Here is a 14,349-nt window from a genome sequence, read left to right as displayed (position 1 = left end):
TTTGCAGCATCATAAACATAAATATTATGGAGAACAACGAATTAAAGCACAATACAGAAAGTATGAAAGCGGCTAACCAGCCAGGAATTTATAAATTAATAATTTTTGGTGTAGTGGTTTGCATGGTGGGTACTTATTTGCGTTTCGCTCACGATTCTTGGCAAATGTCTTTAGTTTCATGGATTATCTTATTTATCGGTGCGATTATCGCTATTAAAGGTGTTTTCAAAATATTAGACGCATAAGCAAATTTGCTATCAAGATATAAAGCCGGTTATGTTTATTCATAACCGGCTTTTTTTGTTAATAAGCATAAACCTGATAGGTTTAAATAGAATTAGTGCAACTGCAAGGTTCAAAATAGGAAGAAAGGCCCAAGTAATCTAAACCTGACAGGAGCGGGCACCGAACGCAGAGAGGTAAAGCGGATGGCAGGACTATCAGAACCGATACACAAAGGAACCTGCTTTTCAAAAAAAAACAGCTGCGAATCTCAACTTACGTGTACTCAGGTGACTTAGGTGGTCAATAATTTTTAGAAATGAGCAGTTCTGTTTTAATGGTGGAGAGCAGTCCTGCTATCGCTTCAAGTTCTCGCTCGTGCCTCGCTGTGGGCTTTTCGTTTTATCAGGTTTATTTAACAAAGCCAGTAGTTCTTGGGAGTGAAAAATAACGCGTCCAAACCTCGCAGGTATTTAAAAAACCTGCGAGGTTTATAATAATTTAGAGACCCCTCAAAAACCCCTTCTCATTACTCCAAACTCAACATCGGGTTACCTAAATATAATTTTTGTATTAAGGGTAAAATACAGCGTTATAAACTAACCAGAACGCTACACTTCTAATGGCCATTTGAAGCAAATATTTAAAATGATTATTTATTTAGAACCACACAATCATGAAAAGGAATATTATTGCTATAGCCATCGTTTTAACAATTTTTGGCTGCCAGAACGGAAACAAAAAATATGCAAGTGCCGATTCTGTTGAGTCGAATGAGTTAAGTAAGGAAATATCAGATAGCACACTCACAGAAAAAATCATCAAAACTGCCGATATGCGGTTTAGGGTAAAAGATGTTCAGCAAACAAAAGAGCAGCTTAGCAAAACCATTAAAGCAGAAGGGGGAACTGTTGCAGAGTTCTCCATCGAAAGCACCATCCAGGAAACTGATAAAGTCAAACAATCAACCGATTCGTTAAAAGAAATTACTTCGTACCGCACCCAGGGCTATCTGATAGCGAAAGTACCATCAGATAAACTGGATGAATTTACCAATACCATCGCAAAAATGGCAGTTTTTGTCGATAATCAATCGATGAAGATGGACGATCAAAGCATCTCTTATTTAGCCAATAAATTAAAAGCGCAAAACCGCATTGATGCCATTGAAAAAATCAATAAAGTAGCTACGAAAAAAAGCGCTAATGTAGAATCATCACTTTACATTAAAGATGATTATGTGGATAAACGAATCGAGAACATGCAGATCGATAACCGCGTAAAATTTAGCACCATTACCCTTAATTTTTATCAGGACAATACCGTTAAAACCATGGTAGTTGCTAATGATAACCTGTACGATTACCGTCCGGCATTTATTAACAGATTATGGTTGGGTATTGTAAACGGCTGGACGATTTTTAAAGAAATCATTATTGCTGTTTCTAACATCTGGATGTTAATATTGGTGGGTGTTGTGGTGTTTTTTGTAATAAAACATTTTATCAGGAAAGATAAAATTGCGAGGGAATTAGCAACTAAAAGTCTGATTGAAAATAATCAGGTATAAATTTCTGCTTCATGGTTCGTGTCCGCACGAACCATTTTAAATCAAATAGATTATTACTCAATGCAACCTTATTCAATTATTAATGACTCATCAACTATTGCGTTGGGTAAGTCTCCTCATAAAAAAGATATTAAAATATGCTTTTATATTCTTGTAATCTTCATTTTGATTATATCCTCGTGCGTTTACGACCCTGGCCGACCTGAGATTGAAATATGTAATAAAACAGATCGAAATCTTATTGTAGAGTTATATTTTGATAAGGACAATTATAAAGAGTGGTGGTCGGAGCATGATTTTAAAGTTTTTCTAACAGATAGTTATGCTCGTGCAGGTAGTAAGCAACGCAAAGAATTAATTTCTACCGATACTGTAAACCTTGTACAACGTTATTCGCTTTTGCCCTATTCGTTTCTTAGTATCGATGATGGTTGGGGTGATAAAGATGAAACCGTTCTTTTTAATAAGATAAAAGTAATTAAAGGTCAGGACACAATATTTTACAGCAACATTGACGAAATTAAAAAGTCATCTGTTAGGATAAGTAGGAACCTCAGTAGACTGGAGATAAATTGATAATATATTAGTTAACCTCAATTATTTCTTCGCTTTAACCGCTATACCTTTAACCTTGGTTTTATTATCACTTACAAAAGATTCCCAACCTGAATAGGTTTTAGATTTGCCTCCGGTCGTAATTTTTTGAAAAGAATGACAAACTGCAACGGCCAAACCATCGGTAGCATCTAAAAATTCGGGAGTTTCTTTAAAATTTAACAAACGTTGCAACATGGCAGCCACTTGCTCTTTAGTAGCATTACCGCTGCCTGTAATCGATTGTTTGATCTTTCGCGGTGAATATTCGGTTACTGATATGTTTCTTGATAGCGCGGCTGCAATGGCGATACCCTGGGCACGGCCAAGTTTTAACAATACCTGAATGTTTTTTCCATAAAATGGTGCTTCGATTGCCAAAACATCGGGTTTATATTGATCGATGAGTACGACCGTTTTTTCAAATATCCGCTGAAGCTTAAGAAAAGGATCATCCAAATGGGTCATTTTTACCACCCCTAAACTGATCAGTTCCGTTTTATTTCCCTTCTCTAAAATTACGCCATAACCCATCACCGCAGTGCCGGGATCGATGCCCATAATTACCCGTTCCTTTTTTTCGTTCAACATTACAGCAATATTAAGCATATTTGCAAAAAAAAAGATAAACTTGACAGGCAAGCACAAAAAAATATTATCACTTTTCATTAAAGCTGCAATTGTAGTATTTGCCTTTTGGTTTATTTACCATAAACTCGTTGCCAACAGAAACCTCCGCGATTTTAGTACCCTGTTAAAAGATATCCCCAGGCAGAAATTATTACTGTAATTGGCATCGTCGTACTCTTGATGTTGGTGAACTGGTTTTTAGAGGCTGGCAAATGGAAATATTTGATGAGCCAGATCGAGCCCATCAGCTTTTACCGTGCCATCGAATCGGTTTTTTGTGGCTTAACGCTCGCTATTTTTACACCCAACAGGCTTGGAGAGTATGGAGGCAGGGTATTTTTCCTTTCGCCTAAAAGAAGGATAGTTGGCATAGTAGCCATGAGTGTCGGTAGTATTGGGCAATTGGTGCTAACCAACGTTTTTGGAGCCATTGCAGCCTGTTTTTTTGTGTATCGCTTTATCCCGATCGACCGGGTACTGTTTATAGCTTTAGTATTTTTCGCAGTAATTTTTTGTCTGTTTTTTCTGATTTTCTACTTCAACATCCGGTGGCTGAACGGGATTTTGTTATCCTTTAAATTCACCCGGAAGTATAAAAAGTTTTATGGCATTTTAGCCAGATACAGAAAAAGGGAACTTTTTAAAATCATTACTTATTGTTTCGCACGGTACCTGGTTTTCAGTTCACAATATTTTATTCTGTTTGTATGGCTGGTACCCGGTTTGCATTATGCAGATATTGTGATGATGACCTGTTTGCTCTTTTTGGTGCAATCGGCATTGCCTTCATTGGATCTTTTCGATGTAGGGATCAGGAGCGTTACCGCTGTTGAATTATTCAAACATGTAACCGACCAACATGTGGCTGTTATTGCATGTACTGCCAGTATTTGGCTTATAAATATCATAATTCCTGCTATCTTAGGCACTTATTTCGTTTTTAAACTCAATTTTTTTGGAAATTCTAAATCTAATTAGTCTATTATCTGCTGCTTTAACCTTAATCTATGGCGTTCTGGTCCTCAATTTTATCAGAGGATGGCATAGATTGGTTTATTTTACTTCACAAAAATCAGATCCACACACCAGAGTTTCTATTATTGTTGCTGCACGGGATGAAGAGGCCAATATCAATAAAACGATTGACGATCTGATTGCTCAACAATACCCTGAAGCTTTAACGGAGATCATTATTATTGATGATCATTCTACCGACCGTACGGCTGAGATTGTGCTCAGTTATGCAGACCGGAATGTTAAACTGATCAAGCTGAATGAAGATCGGGCATTAAATTCTTATAAGAAAAAGGCTATACAAACCGCTATTGGAACCTGTACTGGCGACCTGATCATCACCACTGATGCCGATTGCAGGATGGGACCTGACTGGTTAGCTACTATTGTAAATTTGTATGAAGAGAAAAACTATAAAATGATTTCTTCTCCGGTAGCTTATTTTCAGGAAAAAAGTTTTTTTGAACGTTTGCAATCTTTAGAGTTTCTGTACCTGATCGGTTTGGGTGCTTCTACCATTGGGAATAAACAACCATCAACCTGTAACGGTGCAAACCTGGCTTATGAAAAGGCCACTTTTTATGAAGTTGGCGGTTTTCAGGGTATTGATGATCTGGCATCGGGCGATGATGAGTTATTATTGCATAAAATTGCGGCAAAATACCCTGATAAAATAGGATTTTTAAAGAATAGGGAGGCCATTGTATATACCCATGCGAAAGAGACCCTGAGTTCATTTATTCAGCAGCGCAAGCGTTGGGCCTCGAAGAGTACCCGTTATAAAAATAAGGCCATTATTGTTTTGGGTGTACTCATCTGGATTTTCAATCTCAGCATATTGTCAAACTTTATTACCGGACTGTTTATCCCAGGCTTTTTAACTGTTATGTTTTATCAATTGTTGGTTAAAATGCTTTTAGAAACCTTATTTTTATGGGATGTAACCGGCTTTGCCAAAAGACGTAGTTTACTTATTTTAATCCCTGTTTTAAATGTGCTGCATATCATCTATATCGTTTACATCGGCATTGCCGGAAACAGTGGAAAATACAATTGGAAAGGCAGAATGGTTAGATAATGGATAATAGCCCATCGAAAAAAGTATGGTTAAAGTTTAAGCGGAATAAACTCGCATTCGGCGGGCTGATTTTTATCCTGGTGTTAATGTTGATGGGTGTTTTGGGGTATTTAATTATGCCCGATCATTCGCCCAATGCTAATGTTCAAACACTTCAGTTAAACAAAAAGAAACCTGGCAGCACCTTTACATTTTTGATTATCAGCCGGAATCCAAAAGTAGAAAAAGTTAATTTTTTCGAAAGAATGTTAAATGGGCAAACACCAACTTTTAAAAGTATACCGATTAGTTCTTACAAGATAAAAGATAAAGATGTTTTTGTACAGGAATATATTGGCGAGGATGAAAAAGCCAAAGAAACCAGGTATGAACTGAAAGATTTATGTCCAAGTTGTGTTTTACCATCAAAAATAGGGACACCACAAGCGCTCTTCGAAAAATATAACATCTATAAACGTACCTATATTTTGGGAACCGATATTTACGGGCGTGATTTATTAAGCCGTTTAATTTTGGGTATCCGCGTATCACTGTCGGTAGGTTTAATGGCTGTACTCATTTCTCTTTTTATTGGAGTGAGTTTAGGCGCCATTGCGGGTTATTTTGGCGGCAGGGTAGATGCCGCCATCAGCTGGTTTATGAACGTGGTTTGGTCGTTGCCATCACTTTTACTGGTTATTGCCATCTCATTTGCATTAGGGAAAGGTTTCTGGCAAATATTTATCGCAGTTGGCCTATCAACCTGGGTAGATGTAGCCAGATTGGTACGCGGACAGGTGATGGCATTAAAAGAGGTAGAATTTGTTGAGGCAGCAAGGGCCTTAGGTTTTAGCACCAGCCGAACCATTATTAAACATATACTTCCAAATATTGCCGGGCCTATTTTAGTGGTTGCTTCTTCTAATTTTGCCTCAGCCATATTACTGGAAACAGGACTAAGCTTTTTGGGTTTTGGCGCTCAACCTCCAATGCCAAGCTGGGGCAGCATGATCAAGGAACATTATGGGTATATCATTATGGATGCCGCTTACCTCGCTATATTGCCCGGATTGGCCATTATGCTTACCGTTTACGCTTTTAATGTGCTTGCCATTGGCTTACGTGATGCCTTTGATGTAAAGGGCCAGAATGTAACGGTCTAAAAATTTTTCTATAAAAAAAAGCAGTACCCGTTACGATACTGCTTTAACCCTTAAAAACAAAAATTAAGCCGTTGCGGTCAACGTATTTCCTGAAACGGTAAGTGGATAAACCTTTAGTGCACTTGTAGTACCACCATCATTTGGTTGTGCCAAAATACTTCCCGAAGTGGTATATCTCGAGCTATGTAAAGCACATTGAATGTAATTACTTGCCTGGATAAAACTCAAAGCACCACCCTGATGAGGGCAGATGGCCTGCGTAGCCGCAAATGAAGTGACTGTATTGCCCGCCGCGGTTCGTATAAATAAAATCCCGTTTACCACAGCAGATGAACCAATGGCCAGTAGCTGCGTGCTTAAATCTACACTTGCTGTGGTACCGGAAGGAGCACCACCTCCAGTTGGATTACCGGGTTCTGGTGAATCACTTTTTTTACCACAGGCCGAAAAACAGGCTCCTGTACATACCAGGGCTACGCCCAGGCCCAAAGATTTGATAAATTCATTACGTTCCATAATTGTTTTGTTGGTTTATTACTGGTTGATTTTGAACTACTTTGCTTTTTTCTTATCGAAAGAAAACCTCCTGGCAATACTAAATCCCCAACGGTATTGTCCTTTAAGCCATGAAGTATTGGTATCGGTAATAAACTGCGATTCCTGTATTGCGGTTGCGTTGGTAAAGTTCAGGTGAAAAATATGACCGCCTGTTTCAAATTCCAGTCCGGCACCAAGCGTTTTGTAATATTGCGTTCCCAATGTGCTTTCCAGATAAGCTTCTTTATTTTTATCCCTGAAAGGAATGGTATAATCGGCCACAAAAGCCATGCGTTTGGTAATTTTGATACGACCACCAACCGATATGGCAAGCATATCGTTCTGATCGCCAAAAACAGTAAAATTTCGGTGTACATAAGATGGCATCAGTAATACCGAAAAGTTTGAATTGAATTTGCGGGCAATAACAGCCTGCACCACATAAGTTAAACGGTCTTGAAAATCGCTGTAGGCATTTGCTGCAGTTGGATCGGTTGAGGCTTTTACGGCAGAAACGGTTGTACTTCCGAATAAAGTTACAGCTACTGGTATTTTATCATCGGAAGTCTGTTCCAGCAAGCGGTATTTTAAATTCCCTTCATAAAGCTGCGTAACTACTCCGGCTCCTTTTGCCCTGGCCAAACCTACCGAAAGTTTATCACTGATACCATATTCGAACCCGATGCGGATATCTGTCGATTGGTCCAATCCGAAAAAGTTTTTAATCCCGCCGCTATTTCCGGCAATATCGCCAAAACGGTGATCTACTCTGAAATCGAATTCATTTTTATAAATGGTTTCATTGGTTTGGATATTGATCAGTTTAGTTGCCTTAAAAGTAGCCTGAACATTCTTTTTTTCGATAGGCATTTCTAAAGCTTTTTCAAGCGAGTCCTGAGCAAAAGCTAAAGAAGGCAGGCAGATGACAGCTAAGTATAAAAGAGATTTTAGATGATATTTCATAAGAATTTATTTTTTAGGTTGATAAATAGCTGTCATTTTTACCTGTACGGTTTCCGCGATCTGTTTAAAAACGATGGTTGGAATTTTGATATCATGATCTGCCAGTTTTACATTAAAAGTCGAACTTGCTTTCGCGTCATCACCGGTAATAACCAGCGATCCTTTTGCAGTATATTCTTTGGTTACTCCGTGGATCTGAAGATTTCCTTTTACCGTGATGGGGTAGGTGCCTGGTTTGGAAAAATCAATCTGTTCTACAATTTTCCCTTTAAAATCAGAGGTGGGGAATTTATCACTTTCGATATAATTTTCATTAAAGTGCTCCTGCATCAGCTTTTTCTTAAACTGAAAAGAAGTATTATTGATTTTGAAAATAATATCATTGGTTTTGGTATTAATGGCCGAAGCACCTGTTTTGCTCTGCGCATCGATATCTTCTATCGGTGTGGTAGAAAAAAATGAAGAATTAACGCTTTTGCTTACCCATATCTGTGCCTTTATGCCCGTGCATAAAAAGAGGGCTGTTAATGTGAAAAATAATTTTTGCATCTGTAATGTATTTAAGTTCTTAATAAAACCGTGCGTTAATTTTTTTTGGAGATTATTCTGGCATGCCCTTATCAAACCAAGCTTGCAAGAGTTCTCTTTCGCTAACGGTTAGGGTACCTCCTTTGGGCATTGTTTTGGTAACCAGTACGCTATTGGCTACACGGGCATCACTTTTAATGGAAGCAATGCCATTAAATAACCAGATTGTTTTAAGTGCCCCATTTGGCCCATGGCAGTTGGCACATTTGGTTTGAAACAGCGCACCAGCGAAATTAGCGTAGGTTACATTTGCGGTGGTTACAGCAGTTGGTCCGGCAGGTTTTATTTCTTCGGCCTGTTTTTTAGAGCAGGCAAAGGATAATGTGACAAATACAGCCAGTAAAATAATTGAAACTTGGTTTTTCATAAATAATGTTAATAGATTGGGGTAGACATTTAATTGATTTTTAAGTTTTATGTGGGATTTTGGAGGAAATAGTTGAATTTTGTGTTGAATGGGTCTTTTTTTTAGCGGATATATAGAACATGATCAGAAAAGCGGTAAATAAAATTACGATAACACGGTTTTTGGCTGTCATGTCTGGTTTTTTTAAAGATTTATGATTGTTTATTTAGAAAGCATCGTAATTGTTTTGTTTTATTGATTGTTAAGCTGAATTTTTATAAAAATTTTAGTCAATACGTAAGCTTTTTTAAATGGGTTGCCTCAGAAAGAAAAAAAATAAAAAAAGCCGTCCCGATTTTTACATCGGAACGGCTTTCTTATTAAATTATCTTTAAATTCTAATTAAAATCTTCAGCTTTTAGCGGTGGATTAACTTTAATGTCTTTAATTACGATCGAAAACTCCTGCGAGCCCTGAGGGGTGGAAACAGATTGTGTTAAAGTAAAAGGAAACAATACATCACCAACTTTTTTGTAATTCGAATATTCTGTTGATTGGCTCATTTCAACAGTACCTTTTGTACTGGTACTTTCCTCTTTTAAAAGTAGGCCTGATTTTGTATCATAATATTCGGTTTTCTTTTTACCAGAAGGAGAAGTTATATTCAGCTTAAATGCATCTGCTGTTCCTACTTTAGCTGTTCCTGCCGATTCAATTTTAGTTCCATCAGTGGCGTAGTATAATTGAGTGCCATAACCTTTATCATCTTTCTTTTCAGCCAGGTCATCGCCGGTTAATTCGGCTTTTTGGCCCATCTGTATCGAGTAACCAGTTTTACCATTATAAACCTGTTTTACTAAAGTTTGGCCCATCGCAATCATTTCCATGCTGCTTAAATTTGGGGCCATGTTTTTAATGTTAACAGCCAGTTTTTGTCCCTGTACTTCCATCTCGCCGGTTTGCTGTAAAGAAGTTATTTTTTTAATAGCTTCTTCTCCACCAATAGCTTTAATGTAGTTACTGATAATCTGTGCTGGGCTTGCTGTAGCTGCCGAAGTTGCTTCTGCTGCTTTAACCGGATTGGCATAATTATCAAAAATCTGTGTTTTAAATCCAGCTTTGGTTAAACCACCTGCAAATGCATCACTTTTACCTACAATAACAACTCGGGTATTATCATGGTTGTAATACTTTTTAGCTACCCTTAAAATATCATCGGTTGTTACTGCATTTACCTTTTGCAAATAGGTGCGATAAAAATCTTTTGGCAAATTGTTGATTAAGATATTGCTGGCAAAACCTGCAGTACGTGCCGGGTTTTCTAAGCCTAATGCAAACGATCCATTGAAAAGGTTTTTGGCATTCTGTAGTTCATCAGCAGTAACTTTTGTTGTGCGGATGTTGTTAATCTCTCTTAAAAATTCTACCACTGCACTGTCAACTTTCTCATTTCTAACGGCAGCATTAGCCGAAAATTTAGACTGGAAACGGCCGGAACCTGTGCTGGAATAGGCGCCATAAGTAAATCCATGTTTCTCACGAAGATTATCAAACAATCTCGATTCAGAACCGCCACCTAAAATCTGGTTCGCTAATAAAACCGGGAAATAATCAGGGCTGCTCATTGGCAGGTCGATTAGATTTATCACTGTAATTTCTGATTGAACGGCATTGCTTACATTGATAACATCAACCTCTGTTTTAGCTGGATTGGCAACTTTAGCCAATACTGGTAGAGTTAATGCGGTTCCTTTCCAATCGCCAAACGCCTTCTCTGCCAAAGCTTTTGCTGCTTCTGGTTTTATATCGCCTACAAAGGTTAAATAGCCTCTTGATGGGGTTATGTATTTTTGATAAGCGGCTTTAACATCGGCCAAAGTAATGGCATTGAGTGAAGCTTCGGTTTCAAATTCTCCCATCGGATGGTTTTTGCCATAGGCCAAAGCATTTACCACACGTGCAGAAATGGCTTTAGCGCTTTTTTCGCTTGATTTTAAACCTGTAATGGTCTGTGATTTTAGCTTCTCAAAAGATTCTGCCGGGAAAGCGGGCTTACGGATACTTTCGGCCATTAAAGCAAATGCTTGTGGAAAGTAACGGGTTAAAGCTGATACCGAACCACCGCTTGCGCCTGCATTTACATCGGCCCCCAACTGATCTACAGCTTCATCAAACTGCGCTTTTGTTTTAGTGACGGTTCCTTCGTTAAGCATACCGCCCATTAAACCTATCACACCTGCTTTGGCACCTTCGGTAATCGGACCTGCATCAATGCTGTAACTGGCAGATATTTTTGGCAATTTGTGGTTTTCTACCACCAAAACGGTGATGCCATTGGCTAATTTATAAATAACTGGATCGCCGATGGTAATTACGGGTGCCGGCCCTGGTTTTGGTTTATGGCTTCGATCTATGGTTTGTGCTGAAATACCTTGAGCAAATAAGGAAATTACAGCTATAATGAATAATTTTTTCATGTTTTTAATAATTAAAATGAAAGGCGGTTAGCTTATTTCTTAGGTAAGTAATACAATACAACTCTTTGGTTTTTGTTCAGGTATTTTTTGGCAACATCTCTGATCTCCTCACGGGTGATGGATCTGATTACCTCTAATTCCTTATTAATATCGTTTGTATCCTTATCATGGAAAGTATAACCATCAGCCAGGTTTTCTGCAACGCCAAGCATTTTGCTATTTGCACTCACATAGTTGTTTTCGAACTTGTTCTGCAGTTTCTTATAATCGCTTTCGCTAATGAGATCAGTTTGAAGACGTAAAACTTCTTCATCAATATCTTTTAACAGATCGTTAAGCGGGGTGTTTTTATTAGGTAGGGCAAGTGTGATGTAGGCGCCATAGTCTTCTAACGAATAATTAAAAGCGGCAACTTGTAATGCGGTTTTTTTCTGGTCAACCATTTTAGTGCTCAACCTTGAGCTTCCACCTTCTGATAGAATAGAACTGATCATACCTAAAACCTTGCTTTCTCTGCTTTTCATGCCAGGCACGCGATATGCAGCGAAGATGGCTGGGATTTGAATATTGGCATCATAAGCCGTATCAATAATTTCTTTTGTAATTTCAGGTAATTTGAAATCCTTACGTACAATGGGCGCGCCTTTAGGCACTTCAGCAAAGTATGATTTTACTAAAGCTTTAGTCTTTTCTATATCTACATCGCCGGCAATGGTTAATACCGCATTATTAGGTACATAATATTTTTTAAAGAAAGCAATAAACTCACTCAATTTTGCGGCATCTAAATGTTCCATAGAGCCAATTGGTTGCCAGCGGTAAGGATGCCCATCAAATAAATGTGAAAATATTTTTTCAGTAAATTTGCCATAAGGTGAATTATCAATACGTAAACGTTTCTCTTCCTTTACTACTTCGTTCTGTGTTTTGACGCCTACTTCATTAATTACCGGATGTAACATTCTTTCACTTTCCAGCCATAAACCCAGTTCTAATTGGTTAGATGGAAAAACTTCATAGTAAAAAGTACGGTCTTGAGAGGTATTGGCATTGTTCTGGCCGCCATTACTGCTCACTAATTTCATAAATTCACCTTTTTTGATATTATCCGAACCTTCGAATAATAAGTGTTCGAAAAAGTGGGCAAAGCCTGTGCGTTGGGTTTCTTCATCTTTTGAACCAACATGATACATCACTGAAACGGCAACAACGGGAGCAGTTTTGTCTTGATGTAAAATAACATGCAGGCCATTGTCGAGGTCAAATTCGGTAAACTGTACTTTTTGTGCAGATGCACTTAAGCACAGGCCCGAAATAGCCAAAGCAAAAAGAATTCTTTTTTTCATAAATTTTTTGTTTTTAATGATGCGAAATGATCAAAGGCAGAAGCGAGCGATTATTTCTTAAATAAGTTAATTCGGATTTCTCCATTAAGTATGGATCGAAAATAAGGAAGCCCTAAAATATGGATTAAAGCAAAAAAAGCGAGTATTAAACCCGCTTTTTTTTAGAATATTTTAAAATTTTTATCTCCAGGCCTTATACTGGTTAATTAAGCCATTTGTGGAACTATCATGACTTGATACATTTTCACTTCCCGCTAACTCCGGAAGGATCTTTTTGGCCAATTGCTTGCCTAATTCTACGCCCCATTGGTCGAAACTGAAAATATTCCAGATTACACCCTGAACAAATATTTTGTGTTCATAAATGGCCACCAAACTGCCCAAAGTATAAGGGGTTACTTTTTTTAATAAAATAGAGTTTGTTGGACGGTTACCTTCGAAAACTTTAAATGGTGCGATTTTTTCAATTTCAGCATCCGATTTGCCTTCTTTCTTTAATTCGGCTTTAACTTCTTCCTCAGTTTTACCGTTCATTAAAGCTTCTGTTTGTGCAAAAAAGTTGGATAATAAAATTGGATGGTGATCGCCCAATGGATTCAAACTCTGTGCAGGTGCAATAAAATCAGCAGGAATAATCCTGGTACCCTGGTGGATTAATTGATAAAAAGCGTGTTGACCGTTTGTGCCAGGTTCACCCCAGATAATCGGTCCGGTTTCATAATCAACCTCATTACCGTTTCTATCTACATGTTTACCATTACTTTCCATATCACCTTGTTGGAAATAGGCAGCAAAACGGTGCATGTACTGGTCGTAAGGTAAAATAACCTGTGTTTCTGCATTATAAAAATTGATGTACCAAACGCCCAATAAACCTAAAATTACTGGTAGATTGTTTTCAAATTCAGCAGTTTTAAAGTGGTTATCTGTAGCATGGGCACCGGCCAGTAATTGTTTAAAGTTGTCGAAACCTATGCTTAACGAAATGGATAAACCGATTGCGCTCCATAACGAATAACGGCCACCAACCCAGTCCCAAAACTCGAACATATTTTCGGTATCAATACCAAAGGCCGAAACGTCTTTTGCATTGGTAGATAATGCCGCAAAGTGTTTTGCAATATCGTTTTCTTTACCTCCTTTTTCTAAAAACCAGGTACGTGCAGAGTGTGCATTGGTCATGGTTTCCTGCGTGGTAAAAGTTTTCGATGCCACTAAGAATAAGGTGGTTTCTGCATTTAGATCTGCTAATGTTTCTGCAATGTGTGTGCCATCAATATTAGAAACAAAATGGATATTTAAGTGGTTTTTATAATGCTTTAATGCCTCGGTCACCATAACTGGTCCTAAATCAGAACCACCGATACCAATATTTACAATATCGGTAATGGCTTTGCCGGTATAACCTTTCCATTCGCCGCTGATAATACTGTTGCTAAATTTTTCCATTTTAGCCAATACCGCATTAACTTCGGGCATTACATCTTTACCATCAACTAAAATCGGGGTATTGCTTAAATTACGCAGCGCAATATGGAGTACCGAACGATCTTCCGTTTCGTTGATTTTATCACCGTTGTACATCGATTTTATGGCTTCGTCCAATTTACACTCTCGTGCCAGTTGAATTAACAACGCCAATGTTTCATCGCTGATGCGGTTTTTACTGTAATCCAATAAAATATCTTCAAAAAAAACAGAAAACTTATTGAAACGATCTGCATCTTCAGCAAAAAGATCTTTAATGCTTTTTTGATTAATATCTATGAAATGATCGGCTAAATATTTGTAGGCCTCAGTTTCTGTAAAATTTACTTTAGGTAACATAATCTTTGTTTTTTT

At 37.9% G+C, this 14,349-nt stretch carries 13 protein-coding genes and 1 pseudogene; 6 read left to right on the top strand and 8 right to left on the bottom strand.

What is annotated here, in order from left to right:
* Positions 1–26: 26 nt before the first annotated feature.
* The 3 genes from H9L23_RS19300 to H9L23_RS19290 all read left to right on the top strand — a co-directional run bounded on the left by H9L23_RS19300 (position 27) and on the right by H9L23_RS19290 (position 2,368).
* A complete protein-coding gene (locus H9L23_RS19300; RefSeq protein WP_025144017.1) occupies positions 27–245 on the top strand; it encodes a hypothetical protein in 219 nt (72 codons plus the stop codon).
* 653 nt (positions 246–898) lie between these two features.
* Positions 899–1,792, top strand: coding sequence for a DUF4349 domain-containing protein (locus H9L23_RS19295; RefSeq protein WP_187591874.1), 894 nt, complete (start codon positions 899–901; stop codon positions 1,790–1,792).
* 60 nt (positions 1,793–1,852) lie between these two features.
* Positions 1,853–2,368 (top strand): hypothetical protein, encoded by a 516-nt coding sequence (locus tag H9L23_RS19290; protein WP_187591873.1) that lies wholly within the window; start codon positions 1,853–1,855, stop codon positions 2,366–2,368.
* Between the two features lie 21 nt (positions 2,369–2,389).
* On the opposite strand, the gene ruvC is transcribed toward H9L23_RS19290, so the two are convergent.
* On the bottom strand, positions 2,390–2,977 hold the full coding sequence (ruvC, locus tag H9L23_RS19285; RefSeq protein ID WP_187591872.1) for a crossover junction endodeoxyribonuclease RuvC: 588 nt from the start codon (positions 2,975–2,977) through the stop codon (positions 2,390–2,392).
* Positions 2,978–3,017: 40 nt separating this feature from the next.
* Between ruvC and H9L23_RS19280 the strand changes: the two are divergent.
* The 3 genes and pseudogenes from H9L23_RS19280 (at position 3,018) to H9L23_RS19270 (ending at position 6,250) form a co-directional block, all read left to right on the top strand.
* Positions 3,018–3,994, top strand: a pseudogene (locus tag H9L23_RS19280) (lysylphosphatidylglycerol synthase domain-containing protein).
* Positions 3,972–5,108 (top strand): glycosyltransferase family 2 protein, encoded by a 1,137-nt coding sequence (locus H9L23_RS19275; protein ID WP_187591871.1) that lies wholly within the window; start codon positions 3,972–3,974, stop codon positions 5,106–5,108. The pseudogene H9L23_RS19280 and the gene H9L23_RS19275 overlap by 23 nt, the downstream one beginning before the upstream one ends.
* Complete coding sequence (locus H9L23_RS19270; RefSeq protein WP_187591870.1) at positions 5,108–6,250, top strand: ABC transporter permease; 1,143 nt, start codon at positions 5,108–5,110, stop codon at positions 6,248–6,250. Before H9L23_RS19275 ends, H9L23_RS19270 begins: the two co-directional genes overlap by 1 nt.
* Positions 6,251–6,313: 63 nt before the next feature.
* Here the strand turns inward: H9L23_RS19270 and H9L23_RS19265 are convergent, their stop codons facing one another.
* The 7 genes from H9L23_RS19265 to pgi form a co-directional block, all read right to left on the bottom strand.
* A complete protein-coding gene (locus H9L23_RS19265; protein WP_187591869.1) occupies positions 6,314–6,766 on the bottom strand; it encodes a QcrA and Rieske domain-containing protein in 453 nt (150 codons plus the stop codon).
* A 36-nt stretch (positions 6,767–6,802) separates the two neighbouring features.
* The gene (locus H9L23_RS19260; RefSeq protein ID WP_187591868.1) at positions 6,803–7,750 is read right to left on the bottom strand and encodes a DUF5777 family beta-barrel protein; all 948 of its coding nucleotides are present in this window, start codon (positions 7,748–7,750) and stop codon (positions 6,803–6,805) included.
* A 6-nt stretch (positions 7,751–7,756) separates the two neighbouring features.
* Positions 7,757–8,299, bottom strand: coding sequence for a YceI family protein (locus H9L23_RS19255; RefSeq protein WP_187591867.1), 543 nt, complete (start codon positions 8,297–8,299; stop codon positions 7,757–7,759).
* A gap of 52 nt (positions 8,300–8,351) precedes the next feature.
* A complete protein-coding gene (locus H9L23_RS19250; protein ID WP_187591866.1) occupies positions 8,352–8,705 on the bottom strand; it encodes a cytochrome c family protein in 354 nt (117 codons plus the stop codon).
* Positions 8,706–9,082: 377 nt separating this feature from the next.
* On the bottom strand, positions 9,083–11,161 hold the full coding sequence (locus H9L23_RS19245; protein ID WP_187591865.1) for an insulinase family protein: 2,079 nt from the start codon (positions 11,159–11,161) through the stop codon (positions 9,083–9,085).
* Positions 11,162–11,193: 32 nt separating this feature from the next.
* Positions 11,194–12,507, bottom strand: coding sequence for a M16 family metallopeptidase (locus tag H9L23_RS19240; protein ID WP_187591864.1), 1,314 nt, complete (start codon positions 12,505–12,507; stop codon positions 11,194–11,196).
* 180 nt (positions 12,508–12,687) lie between these two features.
* A complete protein-coding gene (gene pgi / locus H9L23_RS19235; RefSeq protein ID WP_187591863.1) occupies positions 12,688–14,334 on the bottom strand; it encodes a glucose-6-phosphate isomerase in 1,647 nt (548 codons plus the stop codon).
* Between the last annotated feature and the right edge of the window lie 15 nt (positions 14,335–14,349).

Source organism: Pedobacter roseus (assembly GCF_014395225.1).
GTDB classification, from domain to species: domain Bacteria; phylum Bacteroidota; class Bacteroidia; order Sphingobacteriales; family Sphingobacteriaceae; genus Pedobacter; species Pedobacter roseus.
This window is presented reverse-complemented; position numbering and strand designations above follow the sequence as displayed.

Bases quoted from the DNA above. Each gene is read 5' to 3' on its own strand.
- H9L23_RS19300 (WP_025144017.1), top strand. From the start codon at position 27: ATGGAGAACAACGAATTAAAGCACAATACAGAAAGTATGAAAGCGGCT.
- H9L23_RS19295 (WP_187591874.1), top strand. From the start codon at position 899: ATGAAAAGGAATATTATTGCTATAGCCATCGTTTTAACAATTTTTGGC.
- H9L23_RS19290 (WP_187591873.1), top strand. From the start codon at position 1,853: ATGCAACCTTATTCAATTATTAATGACTCATCAACTATTGCGTTGGGT.
- ruvC (WP_187591872.1), bottom strand. From the start codon at position 2,977: ATGTTGAACGAAAAAAAGGAACGGGTAATTATGGGCATCGATCCCGGC.
- H9L23_RS19270 (WP_187591870.1), top strand. From the start codon at position 5,108: ATGGATAATAGCCCATCGAAAAAAGTATGGTTAAAGTTTAAGCGGAAT.
- H9L23_RS19265 (WP_187591869.1), bottom strand. From the start codon at position 6,766: ATGGAACGTAATGAATTTATCAAATCTTTGGGCCTGGGCGTAGCCCTG.
- H9L23_RS19260 (WP_187591868.1), bottom strand. From the start codon at position 7,750: ATGAAATATCATCTAAAATCTCTTTTATACTTAGCTGTCATCTGCCTG.
- H9L23_RS19255 (WP_187591867.1), bottom strand. From the start codon at position 8,299: ATGCAAAAATTATTTTTCACATTAACAGCCCTCTTTTTATGCACGGGC.
- H9L23_RS19250 (WP_187591866.1), bottom strand. From the start codon at position 8,705: ATGAAAAACCAAGTTTCAATTATTTTACTGGCTGTATTTGTCACATTA.
- H9L23_RS19245 (WP_187591865.1), bottom strand. From the start codon at position 11,161: ATGAAAAAATTATTCATTATAGCTGTAATTTCCTTATTTGCTCAAGGT.
- H9L23_RS19240 (WP_187591864.1), bottom strand. From the start codon at position 12,507: ATGAAAAAAAGAATTCTTTTTGCTTTGGCTATTTCGGGCCTGTGCTTA.
- pgi (WP_187591863.1), bottom strand. From the start codon at position 14,334: ATGTTACCTAAAGTAAATTTTACAGAAACTGAGGCCTACAAATATTTA.